Source organism: Brevibacterium sp. SMBL_HHYL_HB1 (assembly GCF_018208375.1).
Lineage (GTDB): Bacteria > Actinomycetota > Actinomycetes > Actinomycetales > Brevibacteriaceae > Brevibacterium > Brevibacterium intestinavium.
In genome coordinates this window covers 2,658,960-2,682,410 of sequence record NZ_CP062936.1, presented here as the reverse complement: position 1 = coordinate 2,682,410, position 23,451 = coordinate 2,658,960, and the positions used below count along the sequence as shown (strand labels likewise).

27 protein-coding genes, 1 tRNA gene and 1 other RNA gene are annotated in these 23,451 nt (G+C 67.0%); 12 read left to right on the top strand and 17 right to left on the bottom strand.

The window, feature by feature from the left end:
• Positions 1 to 98 precede the first annotated feature (98 nt).
• Positions 99 to 2,645: an ATP-dependent Clp protease ATP-binding subunit gene (locus IG171_RS12490; protein WP_212127755.1), complete on the top strand. Its 2,547-nt coding sequence runs from the start codon at positions 99 to 101 to the stop codon at positions 2,643 to 2,645.
• Positions 2,646 to 2,756: 111 nt separating this feature from the next.
• On the opposite strand, the gene IG171_RS12485 is transcribed toward IG171_RS12490, so the two are convergent.
• Together IG171_RS12485 and IG171_RS12480 are read right to left on the bottom strand one after the other, a co-directional pair.
• Positions 2,757 to 3,572 (bottom strand): YidC/Oxa1 family membrane protein insertase, encoded by an 816-nt coding sequence (locus IG171_RS12485; RefSeq protein WP_212127754.1) that lies wholly within the window; start codon positions 3,570 to 3,572, stop codon positions 2,757 to 2,759.
• 229 nt (positions 3,573 to 3,801) lie between these two features.
• Entirely contained in the window at positions 3,802 to 4,107 is a 306-nt protein-coding gene (locus IG171_RS12480) for a hypothetical protein (RefSeq protein WP_212127753.1), read from the bottom strand.
• A gap of 145 nt (positions 4,108 to 4,252) precedes the next feature.
• On the opposite strand from IG171_RS12480, the gene IG171_RS12475 reads away from it, so the two are divergent.
• Both IG171_RS12475 and IG171_RS12470 read left to right on the top strand, forming a co-directional pair.
• The gene (locus tag IG171_RS12475) at positions 4,253 to 4,906 is read left to right on the top strand and encodes an ATP-dependent Clp protease proteolytic subunit (protein ID WP_212127752.1); all 654 of its coding nucleotides are present in this window, start codon (positions 4,253 to 4,255) and stop codon (positions 4,904 to 4,906) included.
• On the top strand, positions 4,903 to 5,484 hold the full coding sequence (locus tag IG171_RS12470; RefSeq protein ID WP_212127751.1) for an ATP-dependent Clp protease proteolytic subunit: 582 nt from the start codon (positions 4,903 to 4,905) through the stop codon (positions 5,482 to 5,484). The genes IG171_RS12475 and IG171_RS12470 overlap by 4 nt, the downstream gene beginning before the upstream one ends.
• Positions 5,485 to 5,492: 8 nt before the next feature.
• Here the strand turns inward: IG171_RS12470 and IG171_RS12465 are convergent, their stop codons facing one another.
• Positions 5,493 to 5,822, bottom strand: coding sequence for a helix-turn-helix transcriptional regulator (locus tag IG171_RS12465; RefSeq protein ID WP_212127750.1), 330 nt, complete (start codon positions 5,820 to 5,822; stop codon positions 5,493 to 5,495).
• 85 nt (positions 5,823 to 5,907) lie between these two features.
• Entirely contained in the window at positions 5,908 to 6,546 is a 639-nt protein-coding gene (locus IG171_RS12460) for an endonuclease (protein ID WP_212127749.1), read from the bottom strand.
• A 159-nt stretch (positions 6,547 to 6,705) separates the two neighbouring features.
• Between IG171_RS12460 and IG171_RS12455 the strand changes: the two genes are divergently transcribed.
• Entirely contained in the window at positions 6,706 to 7,740 is a 1,035-nt protein-coding gene (locus tag IG171_RS12455) for an iron-siderophore ABC transporter substrate-binding protein (RefSeq protein ID WP_212127748.1), read from the top strand.
• Positions 7,741 to 7,784: 44 nt separating this feature from the next.
• On the opposite strand, the gene IG171_RS12450 is transcribed toward IG171_RS12455, so the two are convergent.
• The 4 genes from IG171_RS12450 to IG171_RS12435 form a co-directional block, all read right to left on the bottom strand.
• Positions 7,785 to 9,272, bottom strand: a complete 1,488-nt coding sequence (locus tag IG171_RS12450) for an Ig-like domain-containing protein (protein WP_212127747.1) — start codon at positions 9,270 to 9,272, stop codon at positions 7,785 to 7,787.
• A 190-nt stretch (positions 9,273 to 9,462) separates the two neighbouring features.
• Positions 9,463 to 9,558: signal recognition particle sRNA small type (ffs, locus tag IG171_RS12445), an RNA gene on the bottom strand.
• An 82-nt stretch (positions 9,559 to 9,640) separates the two neighbouring features.
• Positions 9,641 to 11,071 carry a DUF6596 domain-containing protein gene (locus IG171_RS12440; RefSeq protein ID WP_212127746.1) on the bottom strand — a complete coding sequence of 477 codons (1,431 nt, stop codon included), beginning with the start codon at positions 11,069 to 11,071 and terminating at the stop codon, positions 9,641 to 9,643.
• The gene (locus IG171_RS12435; RefSeq protein ID WP_212127745.1) at positions 11,032 to 11,463 is read right to left on the bottom strand and encodes a YciI family protein; all 432 of its coding nucleotides are present in this window, start codon (positions 11,461 to 11,463) and stop codon (positions 11,032 to 11,034) included. Before IG171_RS12435 ends, IG171_RS12440 begins: the two co-directional genes overlap by 40 nt.
• Positions 11,464 to 11,654: 191 nt before the next feature.
• On the opposite strand from IG171_RS12435, the gene IG171_RS12430 reads away from it, so the two are divergent.
• Positions 11,655 to 11,739: transfer RNA gene (locus IG171_RS12430), tRNA-Ser, on the top strand.
• A gap of 101 nt (positions 11,740 to 11,840) precedes the next feature.
• On the opposite strand, the gene IG171_RS12425 is transcribed toward IG171_RS12430, so the two are convergent.
• On the bottom strand, positions 11,841 to 12,647 hold the full coding sequence (locus IG171_RS12425) for an Fpg/Nei family DNA glycosylase (protein ID WP_212127744.1): 807 nt from the start codon (positions 12,645 to 12,647) through the stop codon (positions 11,841 to 11,843).
• Between the two features lie 167 nt (positions 12,648 to 12,814).
• Positions 12,815 to 13,348, bottom strand: a complete 534-nt coding sequence (locus IG171_RS12420; protein WP_212127743.1) for a type 1 glutamine amidotransferase domain-containing protein — start codon at positions 13,346 to 13,348, stop codon at positions 12,815 to 12,817.
• Between the two features lie 267 nt (positions 13,349 to 13,615).
• On the opposite strand from IG171_RS12420, the gene IG171_RS12415 reads away from it, so the two are divergent.
• From IG171_RS12415 to IG171_RS12400, 4 genes are all read left to right on the top strand, one after another.
• Positions 13,616 to 14,023, top strand: a complete 408-nt coding sequence (locus IG171_RS12415; RefSeq protein WP_212127742.1) for a YciI family protein — start codon at positions 13,616 to 13,618, stop codon at positions 14,021 to 14,023.
• A gap of 18 nt (positions 14,024 to 14,041) precedes the next feature.
• Positions 14,042 to 15,229 (top strand): DUF6596 domain-containing protein, encoded by a 1,188-nt coding sequence (locus IG171_RS12410; protein WP_212127741.1) that lies wholly within the window; start codon positions 14,042 to 14,044, stop codon positions 15,227 to 15,229.
• 115 nt (positions 15,230 to 15,344) lie between these two features.
• Positions 15,345 to 15,839, top strand: coding sequence for a hypothetical protein (locus tag IG171_RS12405; protein WP_212127740.1), 495 nt, complete (start codon positions 15,345 to 15,347; stop codon positions 15,837 to 15,839).
• The gene (locus tag IG171_RS12400) at positions 15,799 to 16,416 is read left to right on the top strand and encodes an FUSC family protein (protein ID WP_212127739.1); all 618 of its coding nucleotides are present in this window, start codon (positions 15,799 to 15,801) and stop codon (positions 16,414 to 16,416) included. Before IG171_RS12405 ends, IG171_RS12400 begins: the two co-directional genes overlap by 41 nt.
• Positions 16,417 to 16,446: 30 nt before the next feature.
• Here the strand turns inward: IG171_RS12400 and IG171_RS12395 are convergent, their stop codons facing one another.
• The 4 genes from IG171_RS12395 to IG171_RS12380 form a co-directional block, all read right to left on the bottom strand.
• Positions 16,447 to 17,862, bottom strand: a complete 1,416-nt coding sequence (locus IG171_RS12395; protein ID WP_249203673.1) for an amidase — start codon at positions 17,860 to 17,862, stop codon at positions 16,447 to 16,449.
• Positions 17,863 to 17,926: 64 nt separating this feature from the next.
• Positions 17,927 to 18,274: a transcriptional regulator gene (locus tag IG171_RS12390; protein WP_212127737.1), complete on the bottom strand. Its 348-nt coding sequence runs from the start codon at positions 18,272 to 18,274 to the stop codon at positions 17,927 to 17,929.
• A 35-nt stretch (positions 18,275 to 18,309) separates the two neighbouring features.
• Positions 18,310 to 18,732 (bottom strand): hypothetical protein, encoded by a 423-nt coding sequence (locus IG171_RS12385; protein ID WP_212127736.1) that lies wholly within the window; start codon positions 18,730 to 18,732, stop codon positions 18,310 to 18,312.
• Between the two features lie 154 nt (positions 18,733 to 18,886).
• Positions 18,887 to 19,336: an NAD(P)H-dependent oxidoreductase gene (locus IG171_RS12380; RefSeq protein WP_212127735.1), complete on the bottom strand. Its 450-nt coding sequence runs from the start codon at positions 19,334 to 19,336 to the stop codon at positions 18,887 to 18,889.
• Between the two features lie 57 nt (positions 19,337 to 19,393).
• Between IG171_RS12380 and IG171_RS12375 the strand changes: the two genes are divergently transcribed.
• From IG171_RS12375 to IG171_RS12365, 3 genes are all read left to right on the top strand, one after another.
• Complete coding sequence (locus IG171_RS12375; RefSeq protein ID WP_212127734.1) at positions 19,394 to 20,293, top strand: Sir2 family NAD-dependent protein deacetylase; 900 nt, start codon at positions 19,394 to 19,396, stop codon at positions 20,291 to 20,293.
• 30 nt (positions 20,294 to 20,323) lie between these two features.
• The gene (locus IG171_RS12370) at positions 20,324 to 20,917 is read left to right on the top strand and encodes a TIGR03085 family metal-binding protein (RefSeq protein ID WP_212127733.1); all 594 of its coding nucleotides are present in this window, start codon (positions 20,324 to 20,326) and stop codon (positions 20,915 to 20,917) included.
• Between the two features lie 120 nt (positions 20,918 to 21,037).
• Positions 21,038 to 21,445, top strand: a complete 408-nt coding sequence (locus tag IG171_RS12365; RefSeq protein WP_212127732.1) for a DUF4190 domain-containing protein — start codon at positions 21,038 to 21,040, stop codon at positions 21,443 to 21,445.
• Between the two features lie 29 nt (positions 21,446 to 21,474).
• On the opposite strand, the gene IG171_RS12360 is transcribed toward IG171_RS12365, so the two are convergent.
• The 3 genes from IG171_RS12360 to IG171_RS12350 are packed head-to-tail and all read right to left on the bottom strand — an operon-like array spanning position 21,475 to position 23,436.
• A complete protein-coding gene (locus tag IG171_RS12360; RefSeq protein WP_212127731.1) occupies positions 21,475 to 22,491 on the bottom strand; it encodes a GNAT family N-acetyltransferase in 1,017 nt (338 codons plus the stop codon).
• 55 nt (positions 22,492 to 22,546) lie between these two features.
• On the bottom strand, positions 22,547 to 22,777 hold the full coding sequence (locus IG171_RS12355) for a hypothetical protein (protein WP_212127730.1): 231 nt from the start codon (positions 22,775 to 22,777) through the stop codon (positions 22,547 to 22,549).
• Positions 22,774 to 23,436 carry a DUF1707 domain-containing protein gene (locus tag IG171_RS12350; protein WP_212127729.1) on the bottom strand — a complete coding sequence of 221 codons (663 nt, stop codon included), beginning with the start codon at positions 23,434 to 23,436 and terminating at the stop codon, positions 22,774 to 22,776. The genes IG171_RS12355 and IG171_RS12350 overlap by 4 nt, the downstream gene beginning before the upstream one ends.
• Between the last annotated feature and the right edge of the window lie 15 nt (positions 23,437 to 23,451).

Below are 23,451 nucleotides of genomic sequence, written 5' to 3'. Positions count from 1 at the left end.
CTCAGTGCCGGCCGCGTCGTAGCGGAACCGGGAATAACAGGACCGCCGCTCCTGTTGATTGAGTCGTACACGCTCAACTTTGAAAGAGGAGGTCAGTTTTGGCCACATTCTATGGACCCGCAGGCTCTGGCGGTGACTCCTTCGATGAGTTCCTCGCACGGTTCCTGCAAGGGCAGAACGGAGCGCGCCGAGGCCGTTCCGTCGACATCAACCGGCTGCTGAGCAAGCGCAGCCACGAGGTCATCGAAGCGGCCGCGGAATTCGCCGGCCGTCACGGTCAGACCGAGGTCGACGCCCTGCACATCCTGCGCATCATGGTCGATTCCGAACCCGGGATCTCGGCCGTGCGCCAAGCGGGCGCCGATCCCGAAGCCATCGCCCACGGCATCGAAGAGCGCCTTCCGGCGGCCACCGACGTCGCGGCGGACTCCACACCCACGCTGACCGGTTCCGCCCAGCGGGCCCTGCTCGACGCCTACCAGGTGGCACGTGCCTTCGGGTCGACCTACATCGATCCGGAGCACATCTTCTTCGCCTTCGTGCTCAATCAGGAGATGCCGGCCGGACGCATCCTCGCCCAGGCCGGGGTGACACAGGCAGCCCTGCAGGCGGGAGCGGAGGCCGCCGAGGCCGGAATGCAGCCCGGGCAGGAGGCCGAAGGGGACGAGTCCCAGGGATCCGTGCTCGAGAAGTACAGCACCGACCTCACGGCGCTGGCCGCAGAGGGCCGCCTCGACCCGGTCATCGGTCGGGCCGAGGAGATCGAGCAGACGATCGAGATCCTCGCCCGCAGGACGAAGAACAACCCCGTTCTGCTCGGTGAGGCAGGCGTCGGCAAGACCGCGATCGCCGAGGGCCTGGCCCAGGCCATCCACGCCGGTGAGGTGCCCAAGCAGCTGCACGGCAAGCGCATCATCGCCCTCGATATGCCCGGCATGCTCGCGGGCACCCGCTACCGCGGAGACTTCGAGGAGCGGCTGACCGGGGCGCTGAATGAGATCGCCGAGGACGGAGACATGATCGTCTTCGTCGACGAACTCCACACCCTCGTCGGGGCAGGCGGCAGCGGCGAGTCGAATTCGATGGATGCCGGAAACATCCTCAAGCCGCGACTGGCCCGCGGCGATCTGCACATGATCGGTGCCACCACGCTCAAGGAGTACCGCACCATCGAGAAGGACTCGGCGCTCGAACGCCGGTTCCAGCCGGTGACCGTGGGCGAACCGAGTGTGGAGGACGCCGTGACGATCCTCGAGGGACTGAAGGATCGCTACGCGGAATTCCACGAAGTCACCTACACCGACGAGGCGGTCCGGGCCGCGGTCGAACTGTCGAACCGCTACATCACCGACCGCTTCCTGCCGGACAAGGCCATCGACCTCATCGACCAGGCCGGTGCCCGGATGTCGCTGGCACGCGGACCCGGTGTCGACGTCGACGCGCTCAAGCGCAATCTCTCCGAACTCGAGGCCGAGAAGAAGTCGGCGATCGAGGCCGAGGACTACGAACGCGCCGGACGTGTGCGCGATGAGATCACCGCGCTCACCGCCCGGATCGAGTCCGTCGAGGCCCCGGATGCCCAGGCGGCGCGGACCGCGGCGTCCGAAGCGACCATCGGTGAGGAGGAGATCGCCCAGGTCGTCTCCCGAGCCACCGGCATCCCGGCCGCACGGATGACCCAGAGCCAGAAGGTTCGCCTGGCGAACATGGAAGAGGTCCTCCACGACCGGGTGGTCGGGCAGGACGAGGCCGTGACCTCGGTGTCCCGGGCCATCCGCCGCAGCCAGACCGGAATGGCCAATCCCGACCGCCCGATCGGCAGCTTCCTCTTCCTCGGCCCCACCGGTGTGGGCAAGACGGAGCTGGCCAAGGCACTGGCGCAGACCCTGTTCGACGACGAATCGGCCATGATCCGCTTCGATATGAGCGAATTCGGCGAACGTCACACGGTCTCGCGTCTCGTCGGTGCCCCTCCCGGCTATGTCGGCTACGACGAGGCCGGTCAGCTGACCGAGCAGGTCCGTCGGCGTCCGTATTCGGTCATCCTCCTCGACGAGGTCGAGAAGGCGCACCCGGATGCGTTCAACCTGCTCCTGCAGGTCCTCGACGACGGACGCCTCACCGATGGCCAGGGGCGCACGGTCGACTTCCGCAACACCGTCATCATCATGACTTCCAACCTCGGTTCGGAGTTCATGTCCGGCAACCCACTGGGCTTCAACTCCGGTGTCGCACAGGATGCGGAGAAGGACCTCAAGGCCAAGGTCATGGGACGGCTCAAGGAATTCATGCGGCCGGAGTTCCTCAACCGCATCGACGACACCGTGATGTTCTCCCGTCTCGATCGCGCGCAGCTGCGGTCCATCGTGGGCCAGCAGCTGGCGGCCAGCCGCAAGCGGCTCGAGGCGAAGGGCATCTCGCTCGATGTCTCCGCCGATGCCCTCGACTGGCTCGCCGACAAGGGCTACGAGCCCGAATTCGGTGCTCGTCCCCTGCGTCGCGTGATCCAGCGCGAACTCGATGACCGCATCGCGGATCTGCTCGTCACCGAGGCTGTCGATGAGGGCGGTCGCATCCGCGCCGCCGTCGTCGACGGCGAGCTGAGAGTCGAAGCCGGGACCCGGCCGGAACCGGTCATCGCCTGACCGACGAGTCGACCGGCACCGACCGTCGATGCCGAGCCCGGGGCTGAGGACAGGAATCCTCCGCCCCGGGCTCTTCGCATGTCTCCCCTCTGCCCGGGCTCTTCGCCCGATTCAGTCGCTGACGCGCGCCCGCTCCTCAGGCAGCGGATCGTTCGCGCCGAGGAGGCGGTTGAGGACCAGCCGTTCACCGAGTGTCCACGAGGTCGTCGTCGCCAGATAGACGGCGGCGGCCAGTGGGACGAAGAGAGCGAAGATCGCGGTGAGGAAGGGCATGAAGCTCAGCGTCTTCATCAGCCCCGACAGGTCCGGCATGGTCGGGGAGTCCGGTGCGGAGCGCGCTGAGCCCGCGGCCGCCGGGGCCTCGGGCTGAGTCGGGGTGAGCAGGTGGCGGGAGAACCCGGCGACGACGGCGATGAGGACGACGAGGACGAGGTAGACGGTGATGGCGGTGCCGGTCAGGTCCCCGGCACCCAGCAGCTTGACGAAGCTCGTGTTCAGCGGGAGTCCGAGGAACGTGTGTCCGAGCAGCTCATTGGTCCGCCCGCCGATCGAGGAGTTGATGAACAGGCCGTAGACGGCCATGAGCACGGGCATCTGTGCCAGCACGGGCAGACAGCCGGCCAGGGGAGAGGCGTTCTCCTCCTTGTACAGCTCCATGAGCCTCTGCTGCATGAGCTCGGGTTTGTCCTTGTGCTTCGATCGCAGCTCGCTGATCTTCGGGGCCAGTCGCCTGCGGGTGATTCCGGCCTTGACCTGGGACACCCCGACCGGGATGAGCACGGCGCGGACGAGGAGGGTGAGCACGATGACGGCCAGGGCGGCACTGTGGGCCCCGGCGAGAGGATGGAGGAACGAGGTGAGCGTCGTGACCACCTCGTAGGCGGCTTCGACGAGCAGGCGGATGGGCAGGAATTCATAGATATTCACAGGTCTGTGTCCTTGGGGCAGAGCGCTCGGGGCGCGGAGTCAATGGGGCGACGTCACCATCCGGTGCAGGTGCCCAGCGCGGTCCGGGGCCGGTCCCGGCGGCAGCCGTTATGGGACAGCGGCCTGCCGGTTGCCGTTGGGAGCCGGGGACCCGCCGAAGACGGGGGTCTGCCGAAGACAGCGACCTGTTTGAAGGTCGCGGCAGTCCGCAGGGTGGCAGAGACGTCGTTCAGGCGATGGCGTGAACGACCCGCGAAGGCGCTCTGGCCAAGGCGGTTCCCGGGGTGCCGGGTTCTTCGGGCATGCGGAATTCGCGCACGCCTCTGCGGACGTCGGGAAGTCGGGGAACTCGCGCGGCCAGCGACACCACCCGCAGGAGTGCGATGCCCGCCCAGGTAGCGATCGGTGTCAGCAGGGCGGCGCCGAGCAGGGCCAGGACGATGAGATGAGTCGGGGACTGCGGCACGACCGAGTCGATATCAGCCGAGGTCACGACGACGAGCAGCTGCAGAGTCAGCCACATATTCGCCAGCATCTCGTCCCCTTTCGACGCCTCGATGCTAACACGCACGGCTGCGAGGACCGTGCAGACAAGACGGTCCCGTCCGCTCACGGCGGCAAGGATCCGCCCCGGGCGGATTCGGGTTCACCGGGCATTGAGCGGCTGCCAGGGTGGCACCATGTTCACACACCACATACCGACCCCGTCCCACCTCGCCGCTTCGTCCCGGTCCTCCGAGACACCCGAGGCCACGGCGACCACAGCGATTCCCGAATCCCAAAGGATGCTCTACGCTTACCGGTCCGTCGTCTTCAACGGGGAGCTGCAGGATGAGAACGGCATGGAGATCATCTCCCGCCTGGTCCTGCTCTCCGCTGAGGACCCGAGCTCCGACATCCACCTGTGGATCAACTCCCCGGGCGGATCGGTGCCGATGATGCATGCGATCGCCGATGTCATCGCCACCGTGCCCAACGACATCGTCACGATCGCGTTCGGGTGGGCCGCCTCGGCGGGGCAGTTCGTGCTCACCTCGGGCACGCCGGGAAAGCGCCTCGCCCTGCCGCACGCCCGCATCCTCCTCCATCAGGGGTCCGGTGGGATCGGCGGAGCCGCGGCCGATATCGAACTGCAGGGCGATGATCTGCGTGAGGTCCGCGATTCGGTGCTCATCCGCATCGCCGAGGCGACCGGGCAGACATATGAGCAGGTGTTCGCCGATTCGCTGCGGGACAAATGGTTCGCAGCCGATGCCGCCCGCGACTACGGACTCATCGACGACATCCTCACTGCTCCGGCGCAGCTGCACGCGAAGATCGGAGGGACGCGATGAGCCAGTACACGATCCCCAATGTCGTCGACCGGTCCGGAGGCGGCGAGAGGATCGTCGACGTCTACTCGCACCTGCTCGGCAACCGCATCATCTACCTCGGTGTGCCCATCGACGACGGAGTGGCGAACACGATCATCGCACAGCTGCTGCACCTCGACGCCAGCAGTCGGGAGCTGCCGATCAGCATGTACATCAACTCCCCGGGCGTATCGCTGACGGCGATGACCGCGATCTACGATGCGATGCACCACATCGGTTCGCCGGTCGCCACCACCTGTGTGGGACAGGCCGCGGCTGATGCGGCCGTGCTCCTGGCGGCGGGAGCCGCCGGCCAGCGCGCCATGCTCGGGCACGCTCGGGCGGTGCTGCGCCAACCGCACGCCGAGGGTGCCCGGGGGACGATTCCCGACCTCATCGTCGCCGCCGATGAGATCGTCCGGCAGCGCCGCGAGGTCGAAGGGATGCTCGCGGCGAACACCGGACGCCGCCCGGAACAGATCCGCCGCGACCTCGACCGGGACCTCGTCCTCGATGCGAAGGCCGCACAGGACTTCGGGCTCATCGACGTCATCCTCTGAAAGGCCGCTCAGGCGGCGAGCGAGAGCTCGACCCGACCCATCGTCGGCCGTGCGGTCGTCTCGTCGCGTCCGCCGGCGCGGAGGAATCCCCGCCGCATGCCATTGGAGGTGAGCACGAGGACGTCGGGCACCTCGAGTCCGAGCGCGATCGTGACGGCCTCAATGACCTCGGAGGACGGATCCTTGAGTCCGCGTTCGACCTCGGACAGGAACTGTGTGGAGACCCCGGAGCGGCGGGAGACCTGCCCCAGGGTCAGCCCCAGGTCCGTGCGACGCAGGCGCAGCGTTCTGCCCAGGGCCTCACGCCACAGCGGTCGCGGTGTCGAGCTGGATGTCATGGTCCGAGCCTAGACGTCGGCGGAGGCCTCGGCGATGGTTTCTGCCCTCAGCGGATTCCTGGCCTGCTCGAAGGCGCCGGTCCGCTCAGCTGTCGAGATCGTCCATCAGCGAAGGATCGCGGGCGACTCGGACGAGCGCGGCGGCGAGGGCGGCGATTTCGTCGTCGTCGACGAGTCCGGCGAGAGCCTGCGCATCCTCGGGCAGCTCGGTGGCCTCGGCACCCTTCCTCACGAGAGGATCGACGTGGGGTCGCACCTGAGGCCACACCGCCTGGACCTCACGCAGGAAGACATGCGCTCCCGTCGGACCGATGCCGGTGAATTCCTGGAGCAGCGAGGACAGACGGGACGAGTCCGCCTCGCCCTCGTCTCTGAGACGGCGCAGATCGCCGGCCCAGCGGTCGATGAGCAGGGCTGCGGCATCATCGAGGCGCGTCGCAGTGCTCTCGTCGTAGCGTCGATAGCCGCCGCGGCCGAGGGCGTCGACCCGCTGCTGCCAGGTGCTCTTACGCAGACGCTGCGGCGTCCTCCACCCGGCGGAGAAGAGTTCGCGGGCGGTGGCGAGTGCGATATCGGCGCTGATCCGAGTCGACAGCAGCAGTGTGAGGACGAGCAGCTGCCACAGCGGCGCCGGCTTGTCGCGCAGAGTGATCGAGGCCTCGGCGGCGAAGGTGCGACCATGCTTGTCGACGAGGCGACGGGCACGATCTCGCTGTGTGCTCATGGAGCCGATCGTAGGCGCGGCGACCGAGACCGCGTCAAGACCCCCATGTCGAGTGACCTGACTCACGTTCACTTCGATCTCGAGCTGAAGTTAGTTTAGGCTGGCCTACGTCAATGCCCGGGAGTCGTCCGGATTCCTCACACTGTCGAAAGGACAGACATGCCAGCTCAACTCTTGCGTCGCTTCGCCGCCGCGGGAACGATCGTCGCCTTCGCCCTCACCGCCGGAGCCTGCAGCCAGGACTCCGACGCATCGGAGTCCGGCTCCCAGGGCTCCGGTGACTTCGAACCGGTGACCATCGAGCACGCACTGGGTGAGGCGGTCATCGAATCCGAACCCGAACGCGTCGTCACCCTCGGCCAGGGCTCGACCGAGACCGCCATCGCCCTCGGCAAGACCCCCGTCGGCATGGAGGAATACGCCTGGGGGAGCGATGACACCGGCTACATGCCGTGGATCTATGAGGCCGTGAAGGACCGGGGAGAGGAGCTGCCCGAGCAGTTCCAGGGAGACACGGAACTCGATGTCGAAGCCATCGCCGAACTCGAGCCCGATGTCATTCTCGCCCCCTGGTCCGGTGTGACCGCCGAGCAGTACGAGCAGCTCGACGACATCGCCCCGACCGTGGCCTACCCCGAGCAGCCGTGGACGATCGAATGGGACGACCAGATCACCACGATCGGCAAGGCGCTGGGGCATGAGGAGGAATCCGAAGGACTGGTCGATGACATCAAGGAGCAGCTCTCGGACGCCAAACGGGACGAGTACAAGGACCTCACCTTCTCCTTCGTCTACAACTCCGGGCCCGGGACTCTGGGCGTGTTCTATCCCACCGAGCAGCGAGTCGCCATGGTCTCGGCCCTGGGTCTGACCCCCGATCCGGTCATCGACGAACTGAAGGAGGACTACGACGAGCCGGGAACGGACTCGGCTCTGATCGGCCTCGAGAACGCGGACAAGCTCAACGACTCCGACCTCCTCTTCACCTTCTACTCCGATGAGGAGAACCGGAAGGAGGTCGAGTCCCAGGGTCTGTACGCGAACATTCCGGCCGTCAAGGCCGGCGCGGTCGTGGCGCCGGAGGACCAGGCCTTCGTCACCGGATCCTCGATCATCAACCCGCTCACGGTCCCGTGGGTTCTCGAGCGCTATGTGCCGATGATCGACAAGGCCGTGGAGAAGCTCGACAGATAAGACGAGCCGAAGCGGGACTCGTCGGGCAGATCAGCTGAGCGCTCTCAATCGAGGGCGCTCAGCTCCTTCCATTCATCCCAGCTGTAGACCCAGTCGGAGATGTCGCTGTCCTGAGTCGACAGGCTCACGTCCGATCCGGTGATCTCGACGGGGTCGCCGAAGAGCGCGGAATCATAGTATTCCTTCGCCCGCTCGGTTGTGAGGTTGACGCAGCCGTGGGAGACGTTCTGTGCGCCCTGGACACCCGCCGACCACGGGGCGGCGTGGATGAATTCGCCGTTGTTGTGGATGCGCACCGCCCACTTCACATCGGTCTCGTAGTCCCACTGCTCGGAGGTCATGGTGTAATCGGCGGCCTTCGACATCACCACATGGGTGCCGTTGTACGACGGTGACTTCGGGGCGCCGAGCGAGGCCGGGAAGTCCATGACCTCCTTGCCGTCACGGGTCACGACCATGCGGTGGGTCTTCGCGCTGGCCTCGACGACCTGCTTGCGGCCGATCTCGAAATCGAGCGTGAGATCGTTCTGACCCACGGTGTTCTCACCCATGGGCACGTTCTTCAGCGGCACATCGACCGAGACCTTCGAGTATGCGGGCCAGAAATCCTTCGGCCGGAAATGCAGACGCGACTGCGGGTCGTCGTAGAGCCAGCCCCAGGATCCCTCGACCTTGCGCTTCTTGCCGTCCTCGTCGGTGACCTCGACCGAGAGCCTGCGCTCGACATCGTCACGGAACTCCTCGGACACAGTCGAACCGAAGTTGAGGATGATCGGTGCCCCGACGCCGACGGTCTGGTCATCGGCGAGGGTGGTGCGCACCGACATCGGTGAGGCATCGGTGTCGCCGACGGTGACCTCAGCGGACAGGTCGACCTCGTCACCGTCCGACGTGGTCGCCGTGGCGCTGACCTCGTAGCTGCTGTCGGCGACGAGGTCGTAGGTCGAGATCCATGCCGCGGACTCCTCCGGCGCCGGGAGGGACTCAGGATCCTCGGCCTCCGTCGACGCGGAGTCCGAGGACTGACCGTCATCCGTTTCAGTGCTCGTCGAGCTCGGTGCGGAGGAACCGGCCTGCGCATCCTCATCGGCCTCGAGGGCCTGACCGCTGCCGTCGAAGAAGACGCCGGGATCGGCGGAGATCCGAGGATGATCAGCCTCGGTGACGGAGATGTTCTTCAGCGTGGCGTTGTCGACGCTGACGCCGATGCGCTGCCCGGGGTCGAGTTCGATCGCATCACCGGATTCGACGGCCTCGCCGAATCGGTCTCCTTTGGGGAGGCTCGCCGCCGATGAGGCGGAATCGCTCGGCGCTGCCGACGCCGTCCCATCATCGGTCGGCTGGGGTGAGTCCGTCTGTGCGGAGGAAGCGGCCTCGGCGGTTTCGTCGCTGATCGTTCCGACGCGGAAGACGGGCTCTGCGGCCGCCTCGGCGGTCTTCGCATCATCGCGGGTCGCATCGGGGTCAGAACTCGACGGCGTGCATGCCGTCAGCAGGGCCAACGCCGAAAGGGCGGCAATGGCCCCTTGCATCTTCGTGGACAATAGGGAACCTCGTTCGAGCACAGGGATGAGAACTGCGAATAATGGTAGTGAAAGGAAATCACGAAAGTATTAACGAATTCGTCTCTGAGCCCGAAAACGGGTGACGTCAGGATCGCTGCGGCGGAACTGACCTGGGCCGATGGGGGATAAGGGGAGTTGTGGAATTGTGATCTTGGAGAAAGAGGACTCCCCGTGCACCCGCCAGAGCTCGCTTACCCTTGCTGCCTTCCGGCCCTGGGGGAGTTCACAAGATGACGCCACACGGGGAGCCAGCGACCAGTCTAGTCGACAGCGTCCTCGGTGCACAAAACGAGTGGGCGGATCCGGCCGGTAGGCGAAGCCGTCCACCGCATCGGTCAGCGCAGCTGCCGCGCCTTGTCCTCGAGGACGTCGCGTTCGCGGTCGTTCGTCGTCAGTTTCGTCGCGCGGAGGAGTTCCTCGCGGGCCTCCCCGACTTCGCCGAGGCGGGCCAGCAGCTCTCCGCGGACGCTGGGAAGGAGGTGGCAGCGGGACAGCGCACCGGAGTCGGCGAGGGCATCAACCCTCTCCAGCCCGGCGGCCGGCCCCCTGGCCTCGGCGATGGCGATCGCCTGATTGAGATCGGTGATCGCCGAAGGCTTGATGCTGCCGAGGTCGCCGTAGAGGGAGACGATGCGTTCCCAGTCGGTGTCGGCGATCGTGCGGGCGGAGGCGTGCACCTTCGCGATCTGAGCCTGAATCGTGTACGTCCCGCGGGACTCGCGCAGATCTGTCGACCGTTTGAGGGAAGCTTCGCCGAGGCGGATGAGGCTGCGGTCCCACCGGCTCCGTTCCTGGTCGGCGAGCAGAACCGGCGCACCGGTTCGATCGAGGCGGGCGGGGAAGCGGGAGGCGGTGAAGGCCATGAGGGCGACGAGACCGTGGACTTCGGGTTCGCGGGGGAGCAGCCCGGCAGCGATGCGAGCGAGGCGGAGGGCGTCGAGAGCAAGCTCGGGACGCATCCAGTCCGAGCCGGACGTGGCGACGTGGCCTTCGGAGAACATGAGGTAGAGGGACCCGAGGACTCCGCCGAGGCGGTCGCTCCATGCGCTCGCGGGCGGCAGTTCGAAGCGGACCTCGGCTTTTGCGAGCACCTTCTTCGCTCGGACGATGCGCTGTTGGATGGTGGGGACGGGCAGGAGGAATGCGTGGGCGATCTGTTCCGTCGTCAGACCGCCGACGACGCGCAGGGTCAGTGCCAGCTGCGCCTCGCGGGTGAGCACGGGGTGGGCGGAGATGAAGAGAAGGCGGAGCACGTCGTCATCGATCGCGTCCGGATCCCACGGCAGGTCGGAACCGGCCGAGGTCGGGTCGGGGATCTCGGTGGGTCGCGGCCCGGGGCGAGAGCTGCCCACCGGCGAGGTGGCTGGGGCAGTCCCGACGCCCTCGGCAGCGGCAATGAGGCCACGGCCGAGATCCGCGATGCGGTCGTCGAGGCGTTCCCTTCTGCGCCAATGGTCGATCGCCTTCCGCTTGGCTGCCGTCGTCAGCCAGGCCGCAGGGTTGCGGGGAATGCCGGACTCCGGCCAGGTGCTCAGCGCGTCGGCGAAGGCCTCCTGGGCGAAGTCCTCGGCGAGCGGGAAATCGCCGACGTAGTGGGTCACGGCGGCGACGATTCTTGCCCCCTCGATCCGCCACGTCGCCTCGACGGTCCGCTGCGCCGATGCGGAACCGGCCCAGTGGGCCGGGGCCGCATCGGGTCGACGGACCGCCTCGGTGGGGGTCGGGTTCAGTCGCGGCTGGTCTTCAGCTTGCCCTGGTTGATCCATTCCTGTTCTTTCTGGATCCACTCGTTGTCCTGCGGGAAGTCGTCGACGTCGTTGATGCGGCGGATCTCCAATTGGGAGCCGGGTCCGAGCGGTGCGCGCTTGGCCCACTCGATCGCCTCCTCCTTGGTTGAGACGTCGAGGATCCAGAAGCCGTTGAAGAGTTCACGCAGTTCGCCGTAGGGGCCGTCGGTGACGACGGGATCGTCGTCGGAGAAATCGACGACGGTTCCTTCCTCGGCATCGGAGAGTCCGGCGCCGTCGGCCAGTACGCCGGCGTCGACCATCGACGCGTTGTAGGCACCCATGGCGGCGATGACTTCTTTGAAATCGGCACTCTCGAAGTCCTCGACGGCTCGCTGATCGACTGCGCGCATGATGAGCATGTACTTCATGATGACTCCTCTGTCATTCGTGATCGGCCGAAAGCCTCGGTCGAGGCCCTCTCATGCACTGCGTCGAACAAGACTATGCGGGATCGACAGGCCGGTGAAAGCTTTTCGAAGAACTATTGCGGAAGTGGGATCGTTCACACTCGGCCATCGCGATTTCGCATTGTCGTCATCACTCGGATAAGCTGATCCGCGGAGGATTCGCCTAGTGGCCTATGGCGCTCGCCTGGAACGCGGGTTGGGTTAACGCCCTCAGGGGTTCGAATCCCCTATCCTCCGCCGCAGAGAGCCTGTGGTCCGCACTGTGCAGACCACAGGCTCTCTTCTTCGTCTCTGGGACTCCGAGCCGGTTTCAGGATCGGGTGCCGGCAGATCCCGACTCAGGCGGCCTGGCACACCGGACACCAGAAGAGGTTCCTGCCGGCGATCGTGTTCGTCAGGATCGGGCCGCCGCAGATCCAACAGGGCTGATTCTGCCGCCGGTAGACGTAGACCTCACCGCCGTGGTCGTCCTTCCGCGGGGGTCGGCCCATGGCCTCGGGTTCGTGCTCGGGTCGGACGGTGTCGATGCGGCCGCGCTGCCGACCGATCTCCATGAGTTCGACGGTGTCCTGCCAGATCGCCTCGGCGCGTTCCCGACCGAGCGATCTGCCCGGTGTGAGCGGATCGATGCCGAGGCGGAAGAGGACCTCCGCACGATAGATGTTGCCGGTGCCGGCGATGACCGACTGGTCCATGAGCAGGGTGGCGATCGTCGATCGGGACCGCAGGACCCTGTCGATGAACTTCTGCGCATCCGCATCGGGTCGCAGCGGGTCGGGACCGAGTCGGTCGATGACGGCGGCGACTTCGGCGGGGTCGAGGAGCGCGCACGTGTTGGGTCCGCGCAGATCGACCGTGCTCGCGCCGTCGGTGACCCGCCAGCGGACCTGCCCGACGACTTCGGGTTCGCCTTCGGCCAGCCGCATCGTGCCGTAGATGCCCAGATGGATGTGGACCCGGGCCGCAGTCGAGGCGAACCCGACGAAGAGGTGCTTGCCCCAGGCCTCGGCGCTTTCGAGGACATCTCCATCGAGCAGGCGGGCTCCGGTGAAGCGTCCCTGCGGACTGGATGAGGCGATGCGGTGGCCGGCGAAGGTATCGACGATGTCGCTGGCCAGTCGGTGGATCACATGGCCTTCCGGCATGTCTGACTTCTCCTTCGTCCGGGCCGGGACTCTGCCCGGTTCGCTGTGCTGATGTCCTCAGTCAGCATATGTCTCGGCTCGGGCAGCGGCGAGTCTGTGCGGGAAGGCGCTGCTGATCGGCTCCGCCGAGGCGGTCATGCCTTCGGCGGAGCCGGTGCAGGTCAGTCTCAGCTCAGCTTCTCGGCGATCGCGGCGTTGAACGCGTCGAGGTCACCGGGGTTGCGGGAGGTGATGAGGTTGCCGTCGACGACCACCTCGGCGTCGGTCCAGTCGGCACCGGCGTTGATGAGGTCGGTCTTCGTCGAGATGAAGGACGTCAGCTTCCGTCCCTTGGCCAGGCCCGCCTCGGCGAGGATCCACGGTGCGTGGCAGATCGCGGCGACCGGTTTGTCGGCTGAGAAGAATGCCTTGACGAGTTCGACGGCGTTCTCATCCAGGCGCAGGGCGTCGGCGTTGAGGGTGCCGCCAGGCAGGACGAGGACATCGAAGTCCTCGACCGAGGCTTCAGCGACGGGAACATCGACAGTGAAGGTGTCGGCGTGCTCCCAATCGCCTTCCATCGCCTGGAGTGTGCCTTTGGACGGTGAGACGATGACGGTGGTCGCACCGGCCTCGTCGAGGGCGGCGCGGGGGCTGGTCAATTCGACCTGCTCGACGCCGTTGGTGAGGAGGAATGCGATCTTCTTGTCAGAGATGGCCATTGTGGTGCTCCTTAGCGATTGGCGATTCCACAGCACGAGCGCCGACCGTGTGCCGGTGCCCATGCCCTACTCAACGACACAGATGCCGGACTTGTTCCAACAGGTGCCTTTCGCCATCTTCCCAGGCAGCCCTGGTTCGGATCGTACCCATCTGCCTATTCTGGTGAGGATTTCTCGCGGCGGATGTCGAAAAGCACCGTCCGGCTCCGTCCCAGGCATGTCAGCGGGCACATCCCGTGCCGGCGACTCACGACTAAGGAGACGATCATGGCCAAGTACCTCATGCTCAAGCATTACCGGATGCCGAGCGAATACATGGACTACACCCCGATGGACCAGTGGAGCCCCGATGAGGTCGAGGCCCACATCGCATACATGAATGATTTCGCCGACCGGCTCAAGGAATCCGGGGAATTCGTCGACTCGCAGGCGCTCTCACCCGAGGGCACCTTCGTCCAGTCCGGGGGAGCGGGCCGACCTCCGGTCACCGACGGCCCGTTCCCCGAGACCAAGGACCTCATCGCCGGATGGATGGTCATCGACGTCGAGAGCTGGGAACGCGCACTCGACCTCGCCGCAGAGCTCTCGGCAGCACCAGGCAAGGGAGGACAGCCGATCAACGAATGGCTCGAACTGCGCCCCTTCCTCGCCCAGGCGCCGAGCGTCGATGACTGAGGGCTGAGAGGCGGAATCATGCCCGACAGGGAACCCTTCGCCGAGGCGGGCCTGCGTGACCTCGTCCCCGCCGTGATCGGCATCCTCGTCGGCCGTGGAGCGGACTTCGCGGCCGCCGAGGACGCCGTGCAGGACGCGCTCGTCGAGGCTCTGGCGACGTGGCCGTCCGATCCGCCGCGGGATCGACGGGGGTGGCTTGTGACCGTGGCGTGGAGGAAGTTCCTCGATGCCGTCCGCGCCGAAGGATCGCGGGTCAGACGCGAGGAACGGGTCGCGGCCACCGCGCTGCCCGAACCCGGCGCCGTCATCGCGAGCGAAGATGACACCCTCGACCTCTACTTCCTCTGCGCCCATCCGGACCTGAGCCCCTCCTCAGCGGTGGCACTGACCCTGCGCGCCGTCGGCGGTCTGACGACGAAGCAGATCGCCGAGGCCTATATGGTGCCTGAAGCGACGATGGCCCAGCGCATCAGCCGCGCCAAACGCACCATCGCCGGTCAGCGCCTCAACCGGCCCGGTGACCTGCGATCCGTCCTGGCCACCCTCTACCTCGTCTTCAACGAAGGACACTCCGGCGATATCGACCTCGTCGCCGAAGCGATCCGACTGACCAGACGCCTGGCCGCGATGACCGCCGATACCGAGGTGAGCGGGCTGCTCGCACTCATGCTCCTCCACCACGCCCGCCGGGCATCCCGGTTCGGTCAGAACGGTCGGCTCATCGCCCTGGCCGACCAGGACAGGGCCCGCTGGGACACAGCGCTCATCGCCGAGGCCATCGGGATCCTGCAGGCGGCGCTCGCCCGAGACGAACTCGGCGAATACCAGGCCCAGGCGGCAATCGCGGCTCTGCACGCCGATGCCGGAAGCGTCGAGACCACCGACTGGGCGCAGATCGTCGACTGGTACGACGAGCTCCTCAGACTCAGGGACACCCCGGTCATCCGCCTCAATCGGGCCGTGGCCCTCGGCGAGGCCGTCGGCCCGGCGGCCGGTCTCGCCGAACTGCGCAGCCTCGATGACGGTGTGGCTCGGTACTTCGCCGTCGAGGCGCATCTGCGTGAACGCGCAGGAGAGACCGGTCGGGCCGCCGAACTCTACGCACGGGCCGCCGAGCGGGCGGCCAGCGTGGCCGAGCGAGAGCATCTGAGTCGGCAGGCCGCGTGGGCGCGGGACCGATCCGACCGCCTCGGCGAGCGAGGTTGATCACTCCTGTGGGCATAACCGGACCTCCGGCTCAGGGCTGCCATTACGATCGAATGGAGCCTCCGGCTCATCCTCCCCGAGGCAACCGTCCGAAACCGAAAGGGGCCGACCCCGCTTGAGCCACGTGCAGGAGTTCTTCCGCATCCCACCGGGCGAACGCGACCACATTCCCGCGTTCCGCATCGCTCTGGGAGTCGCCATCCCGCTCCTCGTGCTGCTGGGCATCGACCGCCTCGACCTCGCCGTCTATGCGGCCTTCGGCGCCTTCACCGGCATCTACGCCAGGTTCGAATCTCCCCGGTCGCGGACCAGGCGGCAGTCGATCGCGGCACTCGTCCTCGTGATCTGCGTCGGCGTCGGTGCGCTGCTGGGTGCCGTGGGCGCCTCGATCTGGGTACTCATCGTCGTCACCTCCCTCGTCTCGGGAGCAGGGGCCGCAGTGGCGCTGCGCTTCCGCCTCAAACCGGGCGGATCGATCTTCTTCATCTTCGCCACCGGTGCCGTCGGTTCGATCCCCGACGGCGCTTCCGTTCCGGGTCGCCATGGCGATCGCGGCCGCCTCGGCGCTGGTGAGCATCGGATTGGGAGCGTTCGCCCATTTCGTCGGTGAGCGGATGCCCACCGGTCAGGAGACCTATGTCCGGGTGGGGCTGTCCCCGGTGGGCAAGAGCGATCTCGCCTCCCACGCCATCCGATTCACCATCGCCCCGTTCATCGCCGGGATCGCAGGCACCCTGCTCATCGACGTGCTGCCGCTGCTGTCGCACAGCTACTGGGCGATGGTCGCCGCCGTCGCCCCGATCACCCCGCCGAGGCGGTCGACCCGACTCAAACGCGGACTCCACCGTGTGGTCGGCACGCTCGGCGGAGTCGTCGTCACCTCGTTCCTGCTGTCGTTCCCCATCGAGGCCTGGCAGCTCGTCGTCTGGGTCATCCTGCTCCAGTTCCTCGCCGAGATCTTCGTGCTGCGCAACTATTCGGCGGCTCTGCTCTTCATCACTCCGCTGGCCCTGCTGATGACGCAGCTCGGTCACCCGCAGCCGGCGGCGGAACTGCTGACCTCACGCGCCGTCGAAACCGTCATCGGCGTCATCGTGGGCATGCTCGTCGTCCTCATCGGCTTCCGCAGGGAGAGGAAGAACCCCGTCGATGACGCGTCCTCACCGAATGCCGATGACGACGACTGAGGCGCCCTAGCCGAGGGTGCTCATCCCCTCTCAGCCTCTCGGATCCTGCGGATGGCGGGTGTGGAAGTCCGTGGCCTGCTGGAAGGCGTGACCGGCGGCCAGGACGAGCTGCTCCTTGAAGTCGCCGGCCACGAACTGGGCGGCCAGGGGCGTTCCCCGCTCGGTCCATCCCGCCGGAAGCGTGATCGAGGGCATCCCGCAGCTGTCGATCGGAGCGGTGGGGATCGTGACGGCCCGGAACAGCTTCGGATCGGTGCCGAGTTCGCCCATCTGCTCGATCGTCGGTGAGCCGACGCCGATCCCCGGCAGCAGCAGAAGATCGATATCGTCCATGAGTTCACGCATCCGACCGGTGAAGGCCCGTCGGGACTCGAGCAGTCGGTGGTAGTCGACGGCGCTGAGCCCGCGTCCGATCTCGATGAGGCCGGACAGGTCCGGTCCGTATTCCTCGGCTCGGGCCGGAAAGGTCTCGGCATGCACGCCGGCGGTTTCGATCCCGCACAGTGCGGTCCACTCCTCCGCCGCCTGGGCCAGTCCGGCGGCGGTGACGTCGACGACGCGCCAGCCTAAGTCGCTCAGGGTCTCGATCGTCGTCTCGAGCATCGCATTCGTCGCCTCGTCGAAATGGGCGTGCGCCAGTTCCCGGTCGAAGCCGACCAAGGGGGTGCTGCTGAGCCGCAGGGCCCGGAAGTATTCCGCGGTCGGTTCGAGCGAGGAGGTGGGGTCGAGTCGATCATGACCGGCGATGGCCTCGAGGACGATCGCCGCATCGCGGGCGCTGCGGGTCATCGGGCCGATGTGGTCGAGGCTCGGGGCGAGGCCGAAGATGCCGTGTCTGGACACCCGGCCCCACGTGGGTTTGAGACCGGTGACGCCATTGGCCGCCGACGGCAGGCGGATCGATCCGCCGGTGTCCGAGCCCAGAGAGCCGAAGCACAGTCCTGCGGCGGTGGCCACCCCGGATCCGCTCGAGGACACCCCGGACCAGGTTGCCGTATCCCACGGGTTGACCGGTGTCGGCAGGTCCGGATGGTGACCGGTGAAGGCGCCTTCGGTCAGGCGCAGTTTGCCGAGGATCACCGCACCGGCCCGCCGCAGCCGGGCCACGACGGTGGCATCGGTCTCGGGGCGGAAGTCCGCGTGGATGGTCGTTCCCGCTCCCGTCGGCGCATCGTGGGTGTTCGCGAGATCCTTCACCGCCAGCGGGACCCCGTGCAGATCGCCGAGCCAGTCGCCGCGCGCCGCGAGAGCGTCAGCCCGGTCGGCCTCGACCAGCGCGGACTCGGCCATGACGGTGGCGAAGGCCCGCAGGCCGGGTTCGAGGTCGTCGATGCGGGCCAGCATCGCCTCGGTGACTTCGCGGGAGCTCAGCGTCCGCGTGCGGATGAGGTGGGAGATCTCGTGCAGCTGCAGAAAGTGCAGATCGGTCGGTGCTGCCATTGTCATCAGCATGCCTCCTTGCGCCGGGTCCCACCAGCCTAGCCGAGGCCCTCGGCAGGTGGGACCGGGCTCAGTCCCCGGCGAGTTCCCGCAGCGCCCGAACGTGGGATTCGAGCCGCTGGGCCCCGGCTGCGGTGATCGCGACCCAGGTGCGCGGACGTTTGCCCACATATCCTTTCTTCACCTCGACCGCCCCGGTCTTCTCCAAGGCGGTGATATGGCGGGAGAGCACCGAATCGGAGACCCCGAGGGAGTCGCGCAGCAGTCGGAACTCGGCCCTGTCGCGGTTCTTCAGGCTCGAGACGATGCCCAGTCGGGTGGGGTTGGTCAGATCCGGCTCGAGTCGGGCCAGGGAGTCGCCGAGGTGGGGGATCGACTCCTGGTCGTCCGAGGCCGGCGGGTTGTTCTTCGCAGTCATATCGTGTCCGTTTCGGCTCGAGTGTCGGCGTAGGATCAGCGGCGCAGGCCGAGGAGGGCGAAGACAGGGGCCGCGAGCCACAGCGCTCCGGCGGTGGCCAGGGGCACCCAGTTCGCCGAGGACACCGTGTCGACGATGAGGCCGACGAAGAGTGCCAGCATCATCGTCAGCAGCCAGATCAGCAGCAGAGCCGTCGAGCGTCGGCTCCAGCTCAGGGCCTTGACGGTGTAGACGACCAGGGCCGGGAGCAGCCAGGCCAGGCCGGCGCCGAAGATGAGCAGCTGGGTGGTGTTGTCCTCGACCAGACCGATGGCGACGAGTCCGACCGAGATGCCTGCGGTGAGGGTGGTCAGGAGCAGCACCAGCGGCCAGGCATCGTTCGTCCTGGCCTGAGCCTGGTTCGCCTCGACCTGGGCGAGGAGGGCGTCGGCCTGCTGCGGGGTGGGGTCGTCATTCATGTCGAATCCTCTGTTCGGGCCCGGCCGGACGGTCGGTGCTGGATTGCGAAAGTGATTCCATAATAACAACTACTTTCCTAATTGGAAAGTAGTTGCGCAGAGAAAACTCCGGATGCGTACCATGCGTTCGGGCAGGAGGAGGTGAGCGAGGCGCTCAGAGGGTCGAGGCGGCGACCGTGGCGGTGAGCTCGGTGGCTCGGGCGAGGTGATCGTCGGTGACCTCACCGGTGAAGACGAGGGGATCGAAGGCCAGGGTCCATCCCAGACCGGCCGTGATCTGCTTCATCGCCGTCTCGGCCCCGGTCGTGTCGTAGCCGCCGTGGATCCAGTACGAGAACGGTCTGCCGGCGGTCGGCTCGCGCACCGCGTAGTAAGTGGTGTCGAAGAAGTGCTTGAGCGCTCCGGAGATGTAGCCGAAGTTCGCGGTCGTGCCCAGCACATAGGCATCGGCGTCGAGCACATCCTCGGCGCTGGCCTCCAGGGCGGGCCGGACCGTGACCTCGATGTCGCCGAGCTCGGGCAGTCGCAGCCCTGCCAGGGCCGCCTCGGCGATCCGGGCGGTCGCATCGGAGGGGGAATGATGGACGAGCAGCACGTTGACCATGGTCCCAGCCTAGCCGCGGGAATGACTCGGGTCAGCCCCCACGATTATGGTGGGACCATGGCCGTCATCTTCGACCCCCTGCGCGGGCGCGTGCGCCCCGTGGCCAGCCATCCCGACGAAACGATCATCGACGTCCTCACCGACAGGTACACCGCCTCGGACTGGGCGGTGCTCACCGGGGCCGGGATGAGCACGGACTCCGGAGTCCCGGACTATCGCGGGCCCGATGCCGCGCCGCGGTCGCCGATGACCATCCAGACCTTCCTCTCCCACCCCGACCAGCGCGCCCGCTACTGGGCACGGTCGTGGATCGGCTGGCCCCGGATGCGCAGCACGCGACCGAACCCCGGACACCTCGGCTTGGCCGGTCTGGACGTGGCCGGGATCGTGACTCAGAACGTCGACGGGCTGCACCAGGCCGCCGCGAAAGTACGCTCATCGCACCCCGGAGCACCCGCCCCGAGCCCGGTCATCGATCTCCACGGCAGTCTCGACCGGGTGATCTGCCTCGACAACGGCCATCTGATCGATCGGGACTGGGTGCAGCGGAGACTGAGCGAACTCAACCCGGACTTCGCCCATGAGGTCGGCATCGACCCCATCGACGTCGAGACCGCACCCGACGGCGACGTCGAACTCGAGGACACCGCCGGATTCATCGTCGCCGACTGCCCCGAATGCGGCGGCATGCTCAAACCCGATGTGGTCTACTTCGGCGATTCGGTCCCACCGGCCAGGCTGCAGGAGGCGAACCGCATCTGCGAGGGGGCGCGGGGGATCGTCGTACTCGGGTCCTCGCTCGCGGTGCTGTCGGGACTGCGCTTCGTCCGCGCCGCGGCCAAAGCCGGCAAACCCGTCGTCATCGTCACCGACGGTCCCACACGAGGCGACGAGCTCGCCGATTTCCGGTCGCTGTCCCGCGTATCCGACTTCGTCACAGCCTGGGCGTCCAGGTGAGTCCAAGCCGAGGATGGGAGACTGTCGGGCATGAAGGACAATCTGGCCCGTGCCGAACGCCTGCGACTCGTCGACACCGCCCGCCGTGCGGGTGAGGACGCCCCGACCCTGTGCGAGGGGTGGACGACCAGGGACCTCGCCACTCACCTGATCATCCGTGAACGCCACCCGACTGCCGCCCTGGGCATCTTCATGTCGAAGTTCGACGACCGGAGGGAGGCGAAGGAGAACGACTACGCCGCGATGCCCTTTGCGCAGCTGCTCGGCCTCGTCGCCGACCCGCCGAAATGGACGCCGAGCGCGCTTCCGGGCATCGGAACGGCGATGAACACGACCGAGTTCCTCGTCCACCACGAGGACATCCGGCGGGCTGCTCTCGAATGGGTTCCGCGACGACTCTCGGAGGCGGAGAACCGGACCGTCTGGGCACAGACCCGCGTCGCGCTCCTGCCCTTCGCGGCCAAAGCCGACGGCCCCGTGAGGCTCTCGGCGCCCGGATTCGGCACCCGCACGGCAGGAAGCAGACGCAACAAGGATTCCGCGATCACGATCACCGGCGAACCCCTCGAACTCCTCCTCTACCTCATGGGGCGTGAGGACCACGCCCTGGTCAACGTCCGCTGAGGAGAGGCCGGGCCGGGGTTCGGGAAAACCCCCGCCGGCTCGGGGGATTGGCCCATATCACCGCTCGCGGCCGAATTCCTAGGTTGGTGACAACACCCAGCACAGAGGAGACCAGGCACCATGAGCGCAGCCCCCACCCCGAACCCCGGCGCCGGATTCGATCCGGACCGTACGCATCCCCAGCCAGGTCAGGCCTTCCCGCCCGATGTCCCGCGAACCCACCCGACCTCCCACCCCGCGCCCTCCGACCGACGCGTCGAGGAGGACCCGGGCAAGGTGCTCGGCGTCGTCTCGCTCGTGGCGAGCCTGTCGACCTTCATCGGCTTCAACGTCGTCGGCCCCGTCATCGGCATCATCACCGGGCACATGGCCCGCAGCCGATCGAAAGCCGACGGCCGCGCGGACAATGAGATGGGCAGATGGGGACTCATCCTCGGCATCGTCTTCCTCGCCCTGCTCGCATTCGGCTGGATGCTCGGAATCTCTGCCGGCATCGTCGGCGGCATGGTCTCGCTGCTGGGCGCCTGATCAGACGGGTCCGGGGGCACGGCGGCGATTCAGCAGCCGAGCCTGCTCTCCAGCGCGGTCATCGTATCGGCGACGACGAAACCGAGGTCATGGTTGAGCGCGAGCATCGGCTCATTGTCCGTGGCCGTGTGCGTCTGCACCCATTTCGCCGAGGCGGTCGCCGGCACGGCGGGCAGCTGCCGCAAGTTCGCGACCTTGAGCGCGCGTCCGATTCCCCGCCCCCGATGAGCCCGGTCGACCAGGGTGTCCTCCTGGATGACGATCTCCGGGTCATGTGCGCAGACCATGATCTCCGTGTAGCCGATGGCCAGATCCTCGACATGGGCCATCGAACTCACGAGCACCCATCCCTGTTCGGCCATCCGCTGCTCATGGCAGCGGATGGCCTTCGCATCGGCGTGCTTCGCGACCCGTGTGAGGTCACCGGCGGGCACGTCCTCGTCCATCTGCGCTCGCAGCCGAGCCCAGGAATCGAGGTTCTCCTCGTCGCAGGGACCGATCCATGAGGTGATGGAGAAGTCCGGGTCGTCCCTGATCACCGGCACCGTCGTCGACGCTCCCGAATCCTTGTAGCGATCGGCATCGGCCTGCAGATAGGAGGGCAGGTCGAGCAGGAGCCTGTGCTCTTCGATGCCGACGGTCATTCCACGGGACTCGGCGAAGGCCGTTCCGGCCCGGGTGTAGGTTTCGGTCTGGACGAGGGGCGAGGTCGCCTCGGCGCGGATGAGGTCTTCGACGGCCTCGGCCAATGAGGTGCCGAACCGGCGACGGCGGTGGGCGGGCAGGACGGTGAGTTCGATGTTGTTCGCGGCCTCGGTGCTCAGATTGATCTCGGCACCGCCGATGACGGTCTCACCGAGGCACGCGATGAGCGGGATATCGCGCCTGTCGGCGCGCGGCCGTGCGAACTGGGCCAGCGTCGTCTCGGCGCTGCGCCACCAGACACCGGTGCGCGATTCGGTGTATCCGAGGCGCATGAGGTCGTTCCACTCCAGAAGAGCGGTCTCGTCTGTGGGATCGACGCGTGTGATCCGGATTTCGGACATAGTATGAGTCGACCACGCCGCCCCCGGGTTTTCAAGCCTGCGGTGCCCCGGGCGCTCACGGCGATCGCGGGCCCGTGCCGGGGCCCGTCTCCGGTCCGTCGTCGGGATCGGGGCGGTCCGGATCGGTGGGGTCCGCTTCGGCGTGGGGGTCGTGTTTGGGCAGGCGGGACCCGATGTGGGTGCCGGGTCTGGTCATCACCCGATGGACGAGGAAGGCGCCGAGACCGAACACGACGATGATGCAGAAGGTGAGGAAGATGACAGCGCCGAGCCCGGTATCCATCATTTCGCCATCCGTCGTCGGTCGAAGTAGTTCGCGAACCGGGCCCTGAAGGAGCCCATGCCGATCGATCCTCCCACGCGCACGAGCGGTCTGTGAGCGGCGGGAACGGCATTGACCGCGGATCTCACGCTGCCCCAGGTCTTCGAGAGCTGGTCGACGTTGACGGCCCAGTCCTCGGGAATGACGACGATAACGGCACCCATGCCCGCGACGATATCGACCTCGATGACCTCGAGATCCGTGTCGACCTCGAGGAAGTTGAGCTCGATGTTCGACATCGCAGGCTCCACGCGGACGAACGGCGGCACCGCCCACTTCGCCCGCCGGACCTCCGACTCCCAGCCGGCCCTGATGACGAGCGGGTCGAAGCGGTCCCAGCCGGCGACCGGACGTGCGCGCCCATCGACGGCCGAGATCGCCGAGGCGGGGCGGAACCGATCAGAGGGCAGCTCGGTGATGAGATCGGACAGCACCTCGTCGAGATCGACGGGGAACTTCGCGGCCTGGACCCTGTCCATCCGTTCGTCGAGTTCGGCAACTGTGATCCGACCGTCGCCGGCGGCCTCGCGCAGAACTTCGATGGCATCGTCACGCTCCTTGTGACCGATGCGGAAGGTCTTCGCGGGGTCCTTGTCGTCGGGACCGGGGCTGGAATGGCTCATGATCACTATCGTGCC

What these genes read in the sequence shown, in the direction of transcription:
- IG171_RS12480 (WP_212127753.1), bottom strand. Translation starts at nt 4,107, where the DNA reads ATGCTGGCGAATATGTGGCTGACTCTGCAGCTGCTCGTCGTCGTGACC.
- IG171_RS12475 (WP_212127752.1), top strand. Translation starts at nt 4,253, where the DNA reads ATGTTCACACACCACATACCGACCCCGTCCCACCTCGCCGCTTCGTCC.
- IG171_RS12470 (WP_212127751.1), top strand. Translation starts at nt 4,903, where the DNA reads ATGAGCCAGTACACGATCCCCAATGTCGTCGACCGGTCCGGAGGCGGC.
- IG171_RS12465 (WP_212127750.1), bottom strand. Translation starts at nt 5,822, where the DNA reads ATGACATCCAGCTCGACACCGCGACCGCTGTGGCGTGAGGCCCTGGGC.
- IG171_RS12460 (WP_212127749.1), bottom strand. Translation starts at nt 6,546, where the DNA reads ATGAGCACACAGCGAGATCGTGCCCGTCGCCTCGTCGACAAGCATGGT.
- IG171_RS12455 (WP_212127748.1), top strand. Translation starts at nt 6,706, where the DNA reads ATGCCAGCTCAACTCTTGCGTCGCTTCGCCGCCGCGGGAACGATCGTC.
- IG171_RS12450 (WP_212127747.1), bottom strand. Translation starts at nt 9,272, where the DNA reads ATGCAAGGGGCCATTGCCGCCCTTTCGGCGTTGGCCCTGCTGACGGCA.
- IG171_RS12440 (WP_212127746.1), bottom strand. Translation starts at nt 11,071, where the DNA reads ATGGATCAACCAGGGCAAGCTGAAGACCAGCCGCGACTGAACCCGACC.
- IG171_RS12435 (WP_212127745.1), bottom strand. Translation starts at nt 11,463, where the DNA reads ATGAAGTACATGCTCATCATGCGCGCAGTCGATCAGCGAGCCGTCGAG.
- IG171_RS12425 (WP_212127744.1), bottom strand. Translation starts at nt 12,647, where the DNA reads ATGCCGGAAGGCCATGTGATCCACCGACTGGCCAGCGACATCGTCGAT.
- IG171_RS12420 (WP_212127743.1), bottom strand. Translation starts at nt 13,348, where the DNA reads ATGGCCATCTCTGACAAGAAGATCGCATTCCTCCTCACCAACGGCGTC.
- IG171_RS12415 (WP_212127742.1), top strand. Translation starts at nt 13,616, where the DNA reads ATGGCCAAGTACCTCATGCTCAAGCATTACCGGATGCCGAGCGAATAC.
- IG171_RS12410 (WP_212127741.1), top strand. Translation starts at nt 14,042, where the DNA reads ATGCCCGACAGGGAACCCTTCGCCGAGGCGGGCCTGCGTGACCTCGTC.
- IG171_RS12395 (WP_249203673.1), bottom strand. Translation starts at nt 17,862, where the DNA reads ATGACAATGGCAGCACCGACCGATCTGCACTTTCTGCAGCTGCACGAG.
- IG171_RS12390 (WP_212127737.1), bottom strand. Translation starts at nt 18,274, where the DNA reads ATGACTGCGAAGAACAACCCGCCGGCCTCGGACGACCAGGAGTCGATC.
- IG171_RS12385 (WP_212127736.1), bottom strand. Translation starts at nt 18,732, where the DNA reads ATGAATGACGACCCCACCCCGCAGCAGGCCGACGCCCTCCTCGCCCAG.
- IG171_RS12380 (WP_212127735.1), bottom strand. Translation starts at nt 19,336, where the DNA reads ATGGTCAACGTGCTGCTCGTCCATCATTCCCCCTCCGATGCGACCGCC.
- IG171_RS12375 (WP_212127734.1), top strand. Translation starts at nt 19,394, where the DNA reads ATGGCCGTCATCTTCGACCCCCTGCGCGGGCGCGTGCGCCCCGTGGCC.
- IG171_RS12370 (WP_212127733.1), top strand. Translation starts at nt 20,324, where the DNA reads ATGAAGGACAATCTGGCCCGTGCCGAACGCCTGCGACTCGTCGACACC.
- IG171_RS12365 (WP_212127732.1), top strand. Translation starts at nt 21,038, where the DNA reads ATGAGCGCAGCCCCCACCCCGAACCCCGGCGCCGGATTCGATCCGGAC.
- IG171_RS12360 (WP_212127731.1), bottom strand. Translation starts at nt 22,491, where the DNA reads ATGTCCGAAATCCGGATCACACGCGTCGATCCCACAGACGAGACCGCT.
- IG171_RS12355 (WP_212127730.1), bottom strand. Translation starts at nt 22,777, where the DNA reads ATGATGGATACCGGGCTCGGCGCTGTCATCTTCCTCACCTTCTGCATC.
- IG171_RS12350 (WP_212127729.1), bottom strand. Translation starts at nt 23,436, where the DNA reads ATGAGCCATTCCAGCCCCGGTCCCGACGACAAGGACCCCGCGAAGACC.